This window comes from Methanospirillum hungatei JF-1, from assembly GCF_000013445.1.
Lineage (GTDB): Archaea > Halobacteriota > Methanomicrobia > Methanomicrobiales > Methanospirillaceae > Methanospirillum > Methanospirillum hungatei.
The window spans coordinates 1,237,056-1,251,594 of record NC_007796.1; the positions used below are offsets into that span (position 1 = coordinate 1,237,056).

Sequence of the window (14,539 nt, forward strand, 5' to 3'; positions counted from 1 at the left end):
CGTATGTTATCCGAAGGTGAAAAGGAAAAAACGATTCGCTATATCTCTGATCGTCGATGTCAAAGTGGCGGATATTGTTTTTATCAGCTCGATGAGCCAAATCTGTCTGATACCTGGTATGCCCTGGGCTGCTTAGAGGTTCTGCAAGCGGCTTTTTCAGACAATCTGACACAGGAGTATCTATCCCGCTTTGTTAATCAAACCCGGGGATTATCAGGGTTATACCGGCTGTGGTATCTTTTCTGGTCATTCCGGTATCTAAAAAGAACAATTCCAGAACAACTTATTGCTCACCTGTTAGCCTGTCCTGTGCCGACGATATTCCACTCCGGAACGATTGAATCTGCATCATTATTTGAGCCACTCTACTGTTATGTTATTCTCTGTGAGGAGGCAGGCATACAGCATTCCGAATCAGAAAGGAAAAAAATTCAGGAAGAAGTGTTAAGGTGGCAGCACCCATCCGGAGGGTTTGGTCGTGATAAGGCAACCCTTATTGAGACAAGGCATGCAGTCGCGATTCTGCAGGGATTCCATATAGAGACGGATGCAGAGAGGATCTATTCATTTCTTACCAGGTGTATCGACGAACAATCAGGATTCGTAAATGTTCCCTCCTCTCATCCTGGTTATCTTGAACATCTGGATGCCGGAATCGCCCTTGCCAAATTACTAAGCCGTCCGGTTCCAAACCGTTACCAATGCCTCCTGTATCTCGATAAATGTAGAAATACTAATGGCGGATATGCACGGTCCGGATTTGGAGGGAATTCAACACTTGAATATACCTGGTATGCAATCCGGAGTCTGTGTGGGTTACATAACAAAACCGGCTGGAACTGGTAACATGGCTTGTTTCAAATTTTTAATTAAACCTATTGTGATAAATAAATGACACCATATTATTGTTCATCATGCTGGCATGAAATCGAAGGAGAAGTATCATTCTGTCCGAATTGTAAAGGTACTAACCTTTGTTCAGAAGAGAGGTTTGCGGACACTCTCATAACCTGCCTTTCTCACCCGGTCCGGGAGTACCGGCTCATCGCTGTTGAGTCACTCGGAAATATCCGATATGAACCGGGCAGCCATATCTTACCTCTATCGTTCAGTCAGAACAGGGTATGGAGATGAGAGAGGCAGCAGTTGAATCAATAAAAAGGATACATATGTACCAGCAAGGGATTGATCAGGAGAACCAAGATACACACTTCCATAAAAGTCAGATAGTACCTTTCCGTGAATAGGGAAGATGTCAATACACCCATTATACAAACATATATGTCATACTGGTGATGGAGTTCACCAAAACCGCCGTTCGGGCTGATAACTCCTACAGGATGTATATTATTGGCTTCATGGCCATCATTACAGATGTGGAGTATACTACATGCACAAAGACGGACACGATACCGGATCCCTGCTAGCACAGGATTATGAACTCCTGCAATCACTTGGTCCTGATTATACATCATACAAGGAACAAGTATCCGGTCTTATCTCGCGACTGGAAAGCGGACGATTTCATCTTGCTATCCTTGGTCAGTTCAAACGGGGGAAGAGCACATTTTTAAACGCCCTTCTTGGTGATGCAGTTCTCCCAAGTTCAGTCATCCCACTGACAGCAGTTCCGACTCTGATTACCTATAACCAGGAAAAAAACGTCAGAGTAAAGTATATTAACGGGAAAGATGATGGAGTTTTTACATCTGATGACACGACCCTCATCAGGAAATTTGTTGAGGCCTATGTATCTGAAGAGTCAAATCCAAAGAACAAACTTCAGGTACTCCAGGTTGAACTGACCTGGCCGGCAGAGATACTGGCAAAAGGGGTCGTTCTTATCGATACCCCCGGTGTAGGTTCAACCCATAAACATAACACCGAAATGACGGTAAATTTTCTCTCTCAGTGTGATGCTGCGCTGTTTCTCGTTTCATCAGATCCACCGATCACCGAGATAGAACTGGAATTCCTTCACCAGATAACGGATGCCATCCCCAGGATCTTTTTCCTCCTGAATAAGATAGATTATCTGAACGAGGAAGATATCGCCGTTGTCAGTGAATTTATCCGAAAAATCCTCATTGAAAAGGGCAGCATCTCCGGGGATGTTCAGATATACCCGGTGTCCGCAAAACAGGGTCTTACTGCTCGTATGGAGAAGGATCCGGTCCTCTGGGAGAGAAGCGGGCTTTCCGAAGTATCTGATCATCTGGTTTCTTTCCTTGCTGAAGAGAAGACATCAGTTCTCGCAACGGCAATCAGGAAGAAGGCAGCGGTAGTTATTCGGGATGTGATGATGAGAAAGGCTCTCGAGGTACGATCCTTAGAACTTCCGATGAGTGACCTGCAGCGGCAACTCGAACTCTTCCGGGCAAAAGTAGAGGAAACACGTCTTCGTCAGGTCAGGACAAAGGACATTCTTGCAGGGGATCAGACACGGATCATTACGTGGCTTGAAGAAGCTGTGGCCAAACTCCGGAAAAAAGCAGCGTCATATTTCACGGAAAAAGCAGTCGCAATTCTGGAACAGAACGGGTATAAACCGGATGAGGTCCATGATGTGATTGCTGAAGAGATTCCGGACTTTTTTGAGCATGAACTTCGGATTATTTCGCATACGACCGAGCAGACCGTAAGTCTTGTGTTAAATGAACACCAGCGTGATGTGGACGAATTAATCCGTTCGATCAGAATGGCTGCCTCCAGTTATTTTGATATCCCTCTGCATGAGACCGGAGAGAAGAAAGTCTGGGCCCTTGAACATGAGCCATACTGGGTTGCTCGAAAGGGATGGCAGACCATGATGGGTATCCTGACTGAAGGAATTACGGGAAAACTGCTTCCCCTTTCAATTCGGAAAGGAAAGATCGTCTCAGAAGTTTCAGATAATATAATGCAGCTCATCCTGCATAATTCGGAAAATATCCGGTGGGCCACCCTGCAGAATATCAATATGACCTTCCTCCGGTTCCATAGTGAATTTGATTCTGATATGAACCGGATTATTGAAGCAACAGAGGGGGCAATAGAGACTGCTATCAGATTCAGAACAGAACATGCTGAAAAGACTGCTGATCGTCTTGCTGAATGCAAAATGGTTCTCCAGTATATAGAAGAGCGGGAACAACTGTATCAGAGTGATAATTCATGACAAAATGTCCGTGTTGCGGATCTGATTTATTTGGGTACGAAAAGCCCTATGACCGGTTAAACCGGGGAAAGGTTATCGGAGTTGCCTGTTGTCCGTGGTGTAAATGGACCGGGACTGGTGAACAGTACCGCGATCTGGATGATGATGACGTGAAAATTCCATATTGAACGAATACCTCTTATTTTTTATTTTAGAACTCAGGTGACGGACTGGATATGGAGATGGTGGTGAAAATACGGATGGAATAGATATCTCCACCAGAATTGTTGCGATAAGAGAGACCCATAACCACTAAAATTTCATGAACTCATAACCTCATGCATCAAAAAAATTCTATGAATAGTACATACAGGTATCTCTGTGAATTGAGATATTTTATCAGAGGATTTCTTATATTGATGAGATCATACATGGAAAATGTATGGATGGTAATTCGAAAAAGAGGACATCATCATCTACGTCAAAAAAACTCATATAATCATTTTTTCGGTTTACGATTATGATTACCATACGGATTATATCGAAAAAATGCATGATTTTTTAATTTACCGGTTATTTTTTAGTATTCTTGTTATTCCCGCCCGATATTGACCGGCAGTATTTTCATATGACTTTTCAATCAACCCTAATGTCTGTTCAGTCCACCGGACCAAAATTCGTTTATATACCTCAAAACTTTTCTTCAGTTCTTTTTTCATGAGTTCTTTTAATTTTGATCTGATGGTATTTTCTAGAAACGCCCGGCCCAGGAATGTAGAATAGACCGGAAGTGAGAACGAGATATTGAGAGAACCGGGATCATATCGTGGCATATCATGAATCTTTGACCGGAGATCTTCACTATCCCTGATACCAGGTATGGAAAGGATGGCAGCACTCTTTTCCAGGATGAGATCCAGCTGTGATGCAAGTTCTATAAGTTTGTCCTGCACCGGAGTGTTCTCTTGGTGAACATATCCCACGATATCATCTCTGATAAGAGAATGCACCTCCCCCTGTGCATCAGTACCATTCATGGATTGAATTACATGCTCTGTCATCATCTCCCATAATGGAGAAAGATCAGAGAAGAGATTCCTGCTTTGATGGAGGGCATAATTTCGGGTCTCTTCTATATGAGCAGACCCATTTCGGAGTGCTGTTTCAATAGACAAGAGTTCCTGTTCATGTTCGGGAGTTAATAATTCAGGATCTTTCTCCTCCTCTGACAGTGCATGTTGAACCGCCTCCCATAACAGACCGATCTTTCGCTGGAGAGACCGGGTTTTCATATCCCGTGCATCTTTCACGAGCGGGAGAATTGCTAATTCAAACCAGGTATCCAGGAGATGGCGGTGAGATTTCCGGGTACTGACCAGATGAACCGGATAATGAACATCACATCGCACCGTTATCTGTGAGGAGATATATTCGCACAGAGAAAGACTCTCTTCATCAGAGAGAAGATCTCCTTTACTTACCAGAATCTGAACGGGAATTCCTGCACTCTGAAGTGAATACACCGTCTGAATATCCTCTGCAGTCAACGTTGATCCGGCATCGATGAGCACAATACCAAGATCACAGCTGGGAAGGTATGCACGGGTAAGTGCAGCTCCGCTTGTAGCAAGAGACCCAAGACCGGGGGTGTCTGCAAATCCTACCCCTTCCAGAAGTCTGTGAGCAGGAAGCCGCGCAATTATCCGGGTAACATGCCGTGAATTAGAAGGGTTGTGCTGCTCGGTTGCATATAAAAAGAGATCTTCAGGAGGGCAGACAATAGGATTTTTATCAACAAATGTGACCAGAATTTCCCGTTTGTCGCTCCAGCGGATATGAATAGGGAGAGCAGTGACCGGAGTTACTCCGACAGGAAGAAGATCTTCTCCAAGAATCGCATTTAATAGGGATGATTTTCCTGAACTGACTCTGCCAAATACGGCAATCTCAAATACCTGATCATCGGCACTGTCAAGAATAGAGGATATCTGACCACGGAATTCCACAAGCCCATAATCTGATACCCGCTGCTCAATGGTGCGAAGAAGATCCAGATCATGGGATGTACTCTCCAGTTTTGAGAGTCGCTCTTTAATATTCTGTCCACCGGTCCCGGAGAGGAACTGTTCAACCTGACGAATAAGAACCCGAAGCTCACTTACCGCCCCTGACAAACAGGTCTCGCCCTCAGTGGTCATCATTCCATACCCCCGCATCGCAGAGGGACGCATTTCATCGACTGATATCTGCATCGATGCCAGCCTGACACGAACGGCCCTGGATGCCGGAATATCCGGAGAGGTCTTTGGGATACCTGCACTATCAAGAACCCGGGAAAGCCTGTTTCTCATATGGGAGATATAGTCTTCAATGCAGGTCTTCTGGGCAGGAGTTATATCAGGCACATACTGTGGAAATGAAGTGTTTGATGAACCTTCATCCATTATCCGTTCAATCTCATCAAGGAGATGATCCAGGTGCTGACATCCGATTCGTATCCTGTTTGCATGACTTGGAGAGAAAATCCCATTTTTTTCAGGTTCCGGTCTCTTTTCAGACATATCCATCACCCTGGACAATATCCGATAGTACCGGATGAAAGGAGAGTGTCAGATCATTCTCATATGTCTGTTTCCATACGTATGTCATAACCCCTCAATTCCTGGATGAAAGTGTATTTTTGAGCATAAGACGGATCTCCTTTAACGGATTACAAAATCCCTCAGCAAGCCTGCCTCCTTTCATATCACGGGCGAGTGCATCAGCATAAAGCTGGTGAATGAGGATAAGAAGTCTCCAGTCATCTTGCATATCAGGGATAAAAGAGAAAGGATACAGGCTTAATCTGAACCGCTCCAGCAGATCAGCTGGAGTTCTGGATTGAATTAAGTTATCAAAAAATGACGGTGATTTCTGCCCCATATCAATGATAACGTCATACAGCGGGGATGGAACTGACCGGTATGAGGAGGTAAGATCCTCAATAAACCACTTCATGGACCGGATCTCCTCATGGATAATCCTATAGTGCCGGTTATGATACAGATGTAACATCCGATCAACATTCCGATTCATCTCATATGCAGGATCAGACATATGGCCGGGTATTGGCATAATATATCCTGAACGTGACAGGTAGTCAAGATGTGCCTGAATATTTTTCGGACTTTTAAATCCTATTTCGGATGCAATATCACTTTTGTACCCAAAGAATCAGCACTCGTTGGTATTGGCGGATGTATCGGATCTGTTGCCCGGTATCAGATCAATGAATGGATTCCGTCTCTTTTAGGGACATTTATTGTCAATGTTCTGGGGTGCATTGCTATCGGGTTTCTGATGTACGAATCCATCTACTTTGGAGCGTTCAGCCGGAACTCTCGTCTCTTCCTTGGTGCAGGATTGATCGGATCATTTACGACCTTTTCAGCCTTTGCAACCCAGACAATAGAAGCAGGACTTTTTTATGGAATAATCTTTATCGCTGCAAACATACTGTGCGGACTTATGGGAGTATTCATTGGACGCCAGATCATACTTCGGGGTAGGAGATCATGGAACATCTGATCCTTGTCGGGATTGGAGGAGCGGTCGGGGCCATGCTTCGCTTTGAGCTCTCAAAACTCCGTCCAGTCAGGAGCATTCCTCTGGGAACGGCCCTGGTTAATATTATCGGCAGTTCTCTCTTTGGATGCGTCGTTTTTTCCAGGTCTCCCGGAGATATCTTTTACCTGGTGGATGTCGGAATTCTGGGAGGGTTTACCACCTTTTCAACCTTCTCCTTTGAGACGTTCAGGATGTTTGAGGAACAGGATTATCAGACTATGGTTCTGAATATCTCAATAAATCTTATAGGAAGCCTGATTGGAGTACTTTTAAGTTTCATTCTTGTGACGCTGATTTTAACAGGAGGATAAATGTTATCGGATGGCATGTTATTACGAATATATATCGCGGAATCAGCAAAAATCGGAAAAAAGCCGGCGTATCGACATCTTGTTGAGATGTTCCAGAAGAGAGGATTTCCCGGGTGTACGGTATTCCGGGGTATGGTTGGATATGGACATGAACAGGTTATTCACACCGTTGATGTCCTGAACTTCTCAATGGACCTTCCGGTGGTCATCGATGTCGTTGATACAAAGGAACGGGTTATGAGCATAGTTGATGAAGTGGAAGAACTGGTCGAACACGGGCTTGTCATCACCCATGATGTGAAGATGGGAAGAAAACAGAAGTAAATCCTGGTAAACAGGAAGAGGAGTCATCAGCTGGAAAAAGCGGTTACAGGTGAACCCCATCACCCTGGTTTACATTATGCAGAATTGAATGCTTGTCTTCCTGCGTATCTGGCCTTATCTCCAAGGAACTCGTTAATACGGAGGAGCTGATTATACTTCTCAACCCGCTCTCCACGACAGGGCGCACCGGTCTTGAGCTGACCACATCCAAGTGCAACCGTCAGATCTGCAATGAATGAATCACAGGTCTCACCACTCCGGTGAGAGACCATCGTTCCCCAGCCGGCTTTTTGAGCAAGACGAATGGCATCTATGGTTTCGGTTACCGTACCGATCTGGTTGAGCTTTATAAGAACCGCATTTGCAGTCTTTTCTTTCAGACCGCGGTGTATTCGTTCAGGATTGGTAACAAAGATGTCATCTCCGACGATCTGGATGGTATTTCCAAGACGTTTTGTCATGAATGCAAACCCTTCCCAGTCATCCTCGGCAAGTCCGTCTTCAATAGAGATGATCGGGTAGGTCCGGATCATGTCTTCATAATAATCAGTCATTTCTTCTGATGTGAGGACCTTTTTCTCAGTCTTCAGCGTGTATTTTCCATCCTTATAAAATCCGCTTGATGCTGGATCAAGGACCAGAGCGATATCTTTTCCTGGTATATAACCGGCCTCTTCTATTGCGTGGACGATGAGCGACGCAGGTTCAAGATTTGACGGCACAATCGGAGCAAATCCTCCTTCATCACCGACACCGGTTGAAAGTCCTTTCTTTTTCAGAACTGATTTCAGGGAGTGATAGACTTCGCATCCCCACCGAACCGCTTCGGGATAGTCAGGAGCTCCGACCGGGGCTATCATGTACTCCTGAAAGTCTGATCCCTGCCAGTTGGCATGAGCGCCCCCGTTCATAATATTCATACAGGGAACGGGCATGAGAGTAGATTTGGGCCCGAGATACTCTGAGAGCAGAACGTCTTCGGAGTTTGCAGCAGCCCGTGCAACTGCCATTGAGACCGTAAGAATGGCATTTGCTCCAAGTTTTGCCTTGTTCGGGGTCCCGTCAAGCTCAATCATCACCGAGTCGATACTTTTCTGCTCAAGAGCATCCCTTCCCAGAAGTTTGGGTGAGATGATGTCCATAACGGCCTGAACGGCACCCTGAACTCCCTTGCCTCCAAACCGTTTTTCACCATCTCGACGTTCAACCGCTTCATGGATCCCGGTTGATGCTCCGGAGGGACATGCCGCCCGGCCTCGTATCCCGTTATTCAGGGTGATATCGACCTCTACTGTAGGATTTCCTCGTGAATCAAGAATTTCACGGGCTATTATTCTCTTAATTCTGGTGTCCATCGGGGTTCACCATAAAGAGATTGGTCGGGATATAATAAAGGGAAAACTCATGTGAGAATTGGAGAGCGAAATAAAAATGGTGATACAGACAATATATGTGATGTTCCATCTGCTGTCCGGCGTCCCCAGGGGGAGTTCCCGGACTCATGTCTTAATATGCGGATTCTACATTAAAATTCTTGGACTCTCCCGATAGCAGAATAAACTATACGTACCATATACCATGAAAAAATTAAACCCAGGACAGGATAATCACAAGGAAGCATCCGGGAAAGACTATAAAAATATTTTTCAGGAAACTCCGGAAGGTATTATCATCACCATAGAAGTATCAGCCGGGAGTAAAAAGTCTCTATTCCCTGACGGATATAATCCCTGGCGGAAAGCATTTGGTATTGCGGTAAAAGCTCCCCCGGTTGAGGGAAAAGCAAACAAGGCGATCATGGAACTCATCGCCGGATATTTTCACCTGCCGGTCCATGCCGTCACCATTCTGTCAGGGCAGACCTCTTCGGTGAAGAAGGTTAGAATTCATGGTATCTCGCGTCAGCAGATAATTGACATCATCAACGAGTAGAAAACCTTCAGACTGATATGACCCTACCCTAATTCTTATATACTTTCTGGTAGATGAATCTCCGTAGATATGATTCACATTATTATGAACAGGGGTTCTTACGTGTATGAACAGGACACAACGAAGTATCGAATTCACCTGGTTGTCCAGGCTGACGGGGTGGTCGACCGATCTGATGTAGTCGGGGCCATTTTTGGTCAGATTGAAGGACTCCTCGGGTCAGAACTTGAACTTCGTGAGCTCCAGAGACAGGGCAAACTTGGCCGGATTGATGTCAAGATCCAGAGCAAACTGGGAAAATCATATGGTGAGATAACCATCCCGACCTCGGTAGATCGGGCAGAGACGGCAATACTTGCCGCTTCCATGGAGACTATCAACCGCGTCGGTCCCTGTGTCTCAGAAATCCATGTTCAATCGATTGAAGATGTCAGGATTACCAAACGGACCCAGATCATCGAACGGGCAAAAGCTCTCCTCCTTGAGTTTGAAGAACCAGGGATTGATCCTGATTCACTCATAGATGCTGTACGTGAAAGCCAGCGGATCGAGAAGATAGCAACCATCGGAGTCGATAACGTCCCTGCCGGACCAAACGTCCTCGCATCTGACGCCATCATCGTGGTAGAAGGGAGGGCAGATGTCATCAACCTCCTCCGGGCCGGAATTAAAAACGCTGTGGCTGTTGAAGGGACCAGTATTCCAAAGACCATCATCGACCTGTGCCGGAAAAAGACCACAACCGCTTTCTTTGACGGGGACCGGGGAGGGGATCTCATATTGCGTGAACTTCTTGAAGTCACCGATGTGGATTTTGTCGCGTATCCTACACGGGGCGAGTCGGTTGAAGACCTGAGTCGTAAGGAGATAATTAAAGCGCTTCGAAACAAGGTGCCGGTTGAGTATGTCCTGGAAGACCGGGTCGCAGAGTACCTGGCATCACAAAAATCTGAACAACAGACTTCATCAATTCGTGAGCCTGAACCAGAGAGGGGAAGTGAACCGGCACGATATCAACAACCAGCCCCTGCCAGTGATGCAGTAATCTCCTGTGAATGCACGGAAGAGATACCGGATGCCGTCTCTGAAGAAGAGAGCGTCACTGAGTATCAGGCGTATCTCCCGGATGAGGAGGAAGATAACCGGCCAAGAACCGTGTTTACCCATATCAGGGAGGTAAAAAACCGTGGAACTGCACGGTTTATCGGAGTTGGCGGTGAGATGAAGAATGAACTCCCTGCCGGAGAAGTTGAGGAGAAACTCGGGGCATTGGAACAGGGCCTTGAGGGGATTGTCATTGATCAGGAGATCAACCAGCAGCTTCTTGACCAGTTCTCCATGCATGGTATCAGGTATCTTGCCGCACCCTCATTTACCGGCATAGTGCGGCTTCCGGCTACAATACGCCTCATTCCATTCAGATAGCCGGTTTCAGGCTATTTTTTTATATTTTTCTCACTAATCAGATAATGGAGATCCAGTGTGCATAAAGAAGAATTGATATCCCTCCATACCATGCTCACCAATGTCCGCGAGTATCTTCAGGAGCAGAACCCTGATGCAGACTTTACCGAGTATGATGCCCTGGAAATTACCCCTTCACAAACCCACAGAAGCAAAATAGAGCATAAATATGCGATATTTGTCCTTGGAAATGCCATCGCAAAGGCAATGAGGGAGGTAGACAATCCATCAGCAGCACGAATGGCTGACCGCATGCATGAACTGGCTGAGAGGACACTAAAAGAGATAGAAATGGAAGGGTAATACCTTCTACTTTTTTTGATCCTGGGAAACCAGGTACTCTGCAAGGAGCCGGGGGATCGGGGCCTGCATACAATGCCAGTTGGGTGTGCCGTTTACTTCTAATACGACGTATGATCCATTACAGGACAGCAGGTCAACGCCTGCGTAATCTACTCCGACGACCTGTGCTGCCCTGACTGCAATATCTGCCATCTCCTGTGGAATTTCAATTGCACTCCCGCACCCTCCCTGGTGGATGTTATGGGTCAGGTGATCAGATACCCTCATAATAGCCCCGACTGCCTTGTCTCCAATGACAAAAACCCGGAAGTCGCGGTCATTTGGCACATACTCCTGCAGGTAAAATGGTGGATCACCAAGCTCTGCCTCACTCTCAACCAGATGAATCCCAACCCCGTCAAACCCGTACACCGGTTTTGACACGGCCTTGGTATGCTTTTGTATAAACTTCCCTGCCAGCGTCCGTGATTCGGTAAAGAATGTTGCAGGAGTCGGGACCCCGTGCTGCACCAGAAGGGCCGATGTCATCACCTTACTTGCACAGGTGACAATACTCTCCGGTGAGTTAATAATCCTGTTTTTCAGTGAGAGGGCCTGGAGTGATTCAAAATTATGACCATTCTGTCTGATTCCGCAGGCCCAGATGGTCGCTCCGGACAGATCATCTGAAAACGGATCGATTGCTTCTAAAAACCTGACCTGGTACGGATACCCCATCCGGTCAAGTTCATCCATGACCATCCGGGTTGAATTGTCAGATGGAATATCGGTTGGTTTTGGAATAATGGTTAGCATGGCACATCAAAAAAGGGAGGTTATTCAAAGGGTCTGCTGTACTTCTTCCAGATCTGTTCACGGAAGACCGGACCACTGTTATAGGTGCAGAAGGGAATGAGAGTCCCGTCCGGTGTAGCATAATGAATACAGCACTGGCTGACCCGCTCGACATCATAATTATAGTTGTCCATGAAATGCATCATCCCGATAAAGAGGGCATTCCAGTGGAACTCACGTAGGGAATCAAAGTTATGGGTGATAAGGGCTTTTCCAAGGCTGGTCCAGAGTTCACGGCCCCCTTCCTCGCTCTTCTTCACCGATGCATAGAGTTCCTTAATCCCATTAATGGCAACCATCTTCTTGCTGATAGGCCCTGCCGATGAGAGCTGGGTCGTGAGCCGCTCGATAGAATCAAAAAACGCATCAACATCGATCATGCGGTTGATCGGGACGATCTTCTTATTCCTGACAAAGACATAGGTTGCTGCACCACAATGCTGGTGTGCCGTAAACCGGAGTTGGGGTTTACCAGTATATGCCTCTACAAAGTCACTGATAGGGACTACACAGGGAACCGGATAAAAGTCCTCTTTCTCAACCGACCCTTCGGTCTGCTCTTCAATACGGTTTAGTATCTCAGGGATTGTTATCCGCTGCTGTTCGATATCTTCCGGTGACGCCGCTCCGGTAAATGAGACCGGTTGGAAGTTCACTCCACGGATTACATCAATATTTTCTGCAGCAAACCGGACAATATCACCGATCTCATGATCATTATGGCCTTTGATGATGGTTGGTACCAGTACCACACCCTGCTTTGCTTTTCTGAGGTTTTCAATTGCTTTCAGATCATGCACCAGTTTGAAATTCGTCTCTTTTGATACCCCGTCAAAGTGCAGGTATACCGTGGAAAGGCCGGCATCTTTGAGCCTGAGTGCATAATCAGGATCCTGCGCAAGAATCAGTCCGTTCGTTGCCAGCTGCACCTGCATGAACCCCAGACTTTTTGCAAGTTGTATGATCTCAAACAGATCTTCACGGAGCGTCGGCTCTCCTCCGGCAAACTGAACTGCCGGCGCAGGAGTTGGTTTTTCAGAGCGCAGGATCGTCAGCATATCCTTGATCTGGTCATAGCTGGGCTCATAGATGTACCCGCATGCCCGTGCATTTGCAAAACAGAAAGAACAATTCAGATTACACCGGTTTGTCAGATCCACATTAGCAAGGAGGGTCGTTGATTTATGATTGTTACAGATTCCACAATCATACGGACAACTGCTTATATCTTTCACGACCTGGGGGTTTGCAAGGCCTGATCCCTTCACCCCGAACGCCTCATATCTGCGCCATGCGTCTGCATCATCCCAGTACAGGTATGAAAAATCACCATGATCAGGACAGGTCCTGTTTATATACACCTTTCCTTCGTTCTCTATAATCTCTGCTTCTAGTACTTTTTTACATATTGGACAGAGACTTTTCGTTTTTTTGAGGAGTATACTATCACCACCAGCGGGTATTCCCATACCGGATTTTACTTCTGCTCATATGTATGCGAAAACCTAACCTTATAGGTATGCCGGATTCTGCAACAATACTCAGTAATGGACTCATATTCATCGGCTCTGCGATATGGGTGATGCTCCCCGCATACCTGCCAAATAATTTTGCAGCACTGACCGGTGGGGGTATGCCCATTGATATGGGGAGGAACTGGACAGACGGGAGGCGTATCCTGGGGGACGGGAAGACCATCCGGGGGTTCGTCGGCGGGGTAACAGCCGGGATTCTTATCGGGGCAGTCCAGATGTACGCAGAGATATCAGGACTTGTTCCCTGGTTTCCCCCCCATACCCTGACTGCAGTTATTCTGCTTGCCATCGGTTCACTTCTTGGAGATATGGTTAAGAGTTTTTTCAAACGACGTCAGGGGATAGACCGGGGAGGAGAGTGGTTTTTGGTGGATCAGCTGGACTTTGTCGTGGGGGCGTTGCTTCTAACCCTGCTGTTTGATCCGATATGGATGCTAAACACCATGACCATTCCACTCCTGATCGTCATTCTGGTGCTGACACCCCTGCTCCACCGGACCGTGAATATTATCGGGTATAAACTGGGATTGAAGAAGGTACCATGGTAACCGCTACATTGCGTGAGATGCTCATATCAGCTGAAGCCATACGATTTGGAGATTTTACCCTTGCGTCCGGGAAAAAAAGCACGGTATATATTGATATCAAAAAAGCGATCACAAGCCCGGCCATTCTGAAAAAGATTGCAGCAGAGGTTCTTACCCACAGCACGGACTTCGATGCAGTCGCAGGTGTTGCCGTCGGAGGGGTCCCCCTTGCGGTGTCAGTCTCCCTTGCCTCTGATAAACCGTATGTGATCATAAGGAAAGAGCAGAAAGGACATGGTCTTGCCAGCCTTATCATCGGTGATGTAGCTGGAAAGAGGATTCTGCTCGTTGAAGATGTCACCACTTCCGGTGGGTCTGCAGTATTCGGGATTGAACAGCTCCGCTCTGCCGGTGCAGTCGTAACCGATGTCATAGCAGTAGTTGACCGGAATGAAGGTGCTGGAAAAACACTGCAGGGCCTTGACATCACACTGACCCCCCTGGTCAGGATGCAGGATCTTATAAATGGGTGATCGACGGGTGACAGACATGCCATTATACCCGTAT

At 46.5% G+C, this 14,539-nt stretch carries 16 protein-coding genes and 2 riboswitches; of the genes, 11 read left to right on the forward strand and 5 right to left on the reverse strand.

The window, feature by feature from the left end; translation table 11 throughout:
* Positions 1-3 precede the first annotated feature (3 nt).
* The 3 genes from MHUN_RS05730 to MHUN_RS18955 all read left to right on the forward strand — a co-directional run bounded on the left by MHUN_RS05730 (position 4) and on the right by MHUN_RS18955 (position 3,324).
* Complete coding sequence (locus MHUN_RS05730) at positions 4-846, forward strand: prenyltransferase/squalene oxidase repeat-containing protein (protein WP_011448120.1); 843 nt, start codon at positions 4-6, stop codon at positions 844-846.
* Between the two features lie 436 nt (positions 847-1,282).
* Positions 1,283-1,343: riboswitch (Fluoride riboswitch) on the forward strand.
* Positions 1,344-1,390: 47 nt separating this feature from the next.
* Complete coding sequence (locus MHUN_RS05740) at positions 1,391-3,157, forward strand: dynamin family protein (RefSeq protein WP_011448122.1); 1,767 nt, start codon at positions 1,391-1,393, stop codon at positions 3,155-3,157.
* Positions 3,154-3,324 carry a hypothetical protein gene (locus tag MHUN_RS18955; RefSeq protein ID WP_158498173.1) on the forward strand — a complete coding sequence of 57 codons (171 nt, stop codon included), beginning with the start codon at positions 3,154-3,156 and terminating at the stop codon, positions 3,322-3,324. The genes MHUN_RS05740 and MHUN_RS18955 overlap by 4 nt, the downstream gene beginning before the upstream one ends.
* 378 nt (positions 3,325-3,702) lie before the next feature.
* Here the strand turns inward: MHUN_RS18955 and MHUN_RS05745 are convergent, their stop codons facing one another.
* Entirely contained in the window at positions 3,703-5,697 is a 1,995-nt protein-coding gene (locus MHUN_RS05745) for a dynamin family protein (RefSeq protein WP_011448123.1), read from the reverse strand.
* A 94-nt stretch (positions 5,698-5,791) separates the two neighbouring features.
* Positions 5,792-6,250, reverse strand: coding sequence for a hypothetical protein (locus MHUN_RS05750; protein ID WP_011448124.1), 459 nt, complete (start codon positions 6,248-6,250; stop codon positions 5,792-5,794).
* Positions 6,251-6,280: 30 nt separating this feature from the next.
* Here MHUN_RS05750 and MHUN_RS05755 point away from each other — a divergent pair, with 30 nt between their 5' ends.
* The 3 genes from MHUN_RS05755 to MHUN_RS05765 are packed head-to-tail and all read left to right on the forward strand — an operon-like array spanning position 6,281 to position 7,377.
* Entirely contained in the window at positions 6,281-6,703 is a 423-nt protein-coding gene (locus tag MHUN_RS05755; RefSeq protein WP_011448125.1) for a CrcB family protein, read from the forward strand.
* Positions 6,691-7,053 carry a fluoride efflux transporter CrcB gene (gene crcB, locus MHUN_RS05760; protein WP_011448126.1) on the forward strand — a complete coding sequence of 121 codons (363 nt, stop codon included), beginning with the start codon at positions 6,691-6,693 and terminating at the stop codon, positions 7,051-7,053. Before MHUN_RS05755 ends, crcB begins: the two co-directional genes overlap by 13 nt.
* Positions 7,054-7,377, forward strand: coding sequence for a DUF190 domain-containing protein (locus MHUN_RS05765; RefSeq protein ID WP_011448127.1), 324 nt, complete (start codon positions 7,054-7,056; stop codon positions 7,375-7,377). It begins immediately after the preceding gene.
* Positions 7,378-7,387: 10 nt separating this feature from the next.
* Positions 7,388-7,450: riboswitch (Fluoride riboswitch) on the reverse strand.
* 1 nt (position 7,451) lies between these two features.
* Here MHUN_RS05765 and eno read toward each other — a convergent pair.
* Positions 7,452-8,732, reverse strand: a complete 1,281-nt coding sequence (gene eno / locus MHUN_RS05770; RefSeq protein ID WP_011448128.1) for a phosphopyruvate hydratase — start codon at positions 8,730-8,732, stop codon at positions 7,452-7,454.
* Between the two features lie 223 nt (positions 8,733-8,955).
* Between eno and MHUN_RS05775 the strand changes: the two genes are divergently transcribed.
* The 3 genes from MHUN_RS05775 to MHUN_RS05785 all read left to right on the forward strand — a co-directional run bounded on the left by MHUN_RS05775 (position 8,956) and on the right by MHUN_RS05785 (position 11,076).
* A complete protein-coding gene (locus MHUN_RS05775) occupies positions 8,956-9,309 on the forward strand; it encodes a DUF167 domain-containing protein (RefSeq protein WP_011448129.1) in 354 nt (117 codons plus the stop codon).
* Between the two features lie 102 nt (positions 9,310-9,411).
* A complete protein-coding gene (gene dnaG / locus MHUN_RS05780) occupies positions 9,412-10,734 on the forward strand; it encodes a DNA primase DnaG (protein WP_011448130.1) in 1,323 nt (440 codons plus the stop codon).
* 57 nt (positions 10,735-10,791) lie between these two features.
* Positions 10,792-11,076 (forward strand): UPF0058 family protein, encoded by a 285-nt coding sequence (locus MHUN_RS05785; protein WP_011448131.1) that lies wholly within the window; start codon positions 10,792-10,794, stop codon positions 11,074-11,076.
* A gap of 6 nt (positions 11,077-11,082) precedes the next feature.
* Here MHUN_RS05785 and MHUN_RS05790 read toward each other — a convergent pair whose 3' ends face one another.
* Positions 11,083-11,871: an ATP-grasp domain-containing protein gene (locus tag MHUN_RS05790; RefSeq protein ID WP_011448132.1), complete on the reverse strand. Its 789-nt coding sequence runs from the start codon at positions 11,869-11,871 to the stop codon at positions 11,083-11,085.
* Positions 11,872-11,891: 20 nt separating this feature from the next.
* Complete coding sequence (tes, locus tag MHUN_RS05795) at positions 11,892-13,379, reverse strand: tetraether lipid synthase Tes (protein ID WP_011448133.1); 1,488 nt, start codon at positions 13,377-13,379, stop codon at positions 11,892-11,894.
* Between the two features lie 113 nt (positions 13,380-13,492).
* On the opposite strand from tes, the gene MHUN_RS05800 reads away from it, so the two are divergent.
* Together MHUN_RS05800 and pyrE are read left to right on the forward strand one after the other, a co-directional pair.
* A complete protein-coding gene (locus MHUN_RS05800; RefSeq protein WP_048067819.1) occupies positions 13,493-13,993 on the forward strand; it encodes a CDP-2,3-bis-(O-geranylgeranyl)-sn-glycerol synthase in 501 nt (166 codons plus the stop codon).
* Positions 13,987-14,505 carry an orotate phosphoribosyltransferase gene (gene pyrE, locus MHUN_RS05805; RefSeq protein ID WP_011448135.1) on the forward strand — a complete coding sequence of 173 codons (519 nt, stop codon included), beginning with the start codon at positions 13,987-13,989 and terminating at the stop codon, positions 14,503-14,505. The genes MHUN_RS05800 and pyrE overlap by 7 nt, the downstream gene beginning before the upstream one ends.
* Positions 14,506-14,539 lie beyond the last annotated feature (34 nt).

Excerpts from the sequence above, each read along its gene's own strand:
- MHUN_RS05775 (WP_011448129.1), top strand. The coding sequence starts at position 8,956 with ATGAAAAAATTAAACCCAGGACAGGATAATCACAAGGAAGCATCCGGG.
- MHUN_RS05800 (WP_048067819.1), top strand. The coding sequence starts at position 13,493 with ATGCTCCCCGCATACCTGCCAAATAATTTTGCAGCACTGACCGGTGGG.
- MHUN_RS05745 (WP_011448123.1), bottom strand. The coding sequence starts at position 5,697 with ATGTCTGAAAAGAGACCGGAACCTGAAAAAAATGGGATTTTCTCTCCA.
- MHUN_RS05750 (WP_011448124.1), bottom strand. The coding sequence starts at position 6,250 with ATGCCAATACCCGGCCATATGTCTGATCCTGCATATGAGATGAATCGG.
- MHUN_RS05730 (WP_011448120.1), top strand. The coding sequence starts at position 4 with ATGTTATCCGAAGGTGAAAAGGAAAAAACGATTCGCTATATCTCTGAT.
- eno (WP_011448128.1), bottom strand. The coding sequence starts at position 8,732 with ATGGACACCAGAATTAAGAGAATAATAGCCCGTGAAATTCTTGATTCA.
- MHUN_RS05740 (WP_011448122.1), top strand. The coding sequence starts at position 1,391 with ATGCACAAAGACGGACACGATACCGGATCCCTGCTAGCACAGGATTAT.
- MHUN_RS05790 (WP_011448132.1), bottom strand. The coding sequence starts at position 11,871 with ATGCTAACCATTATTCCAAAACCAACCGATATTCCATCTGACAATTCA.
- MHUN_RS05755 (WP_011448125.1), top strand. The coding sequence starts at position 6,281 with ATGTGCCTGAATATTTTTCGGACTTTTAAATCCTATTTCGGATGCAAT.
- tes (WP_011448133.1), bottom strand. The coding sequence starts at position 13,379 with ATGGGAATACCCGCTGGTGGTGATAGTATACTCCTCAAAAAAACGAAA.
- MHUN_RS18955 (WP_158498173.1), top strand. The coding sequence starts at position 3,154 with ATGACAAAATGTCCGTGTTGCGGATCTGATTTATTTGGGTACGAAAAG.
- crcB (WP_011448126.1), top strand. The coding sequence starts at position 6,691 with ATGGAACATCTGATCCTTGTCGGGATTGGAGGAGCGGTCGGGGCCATG.
- pyrE (WP_011448135.1), top strand. The coding sequence starts at position 13,987 with ATGGTAACCGCTACATTGCGTGAGATGCTCATATCAGCTGAAGCCATA.
- MHUN_RS05765 (WP_011448127.1), top strand. The coding sequence starts at position 7,054 with ATGTTATCGGATGGCATGTTATTACGAATATATATCGCGGAATCAGCA.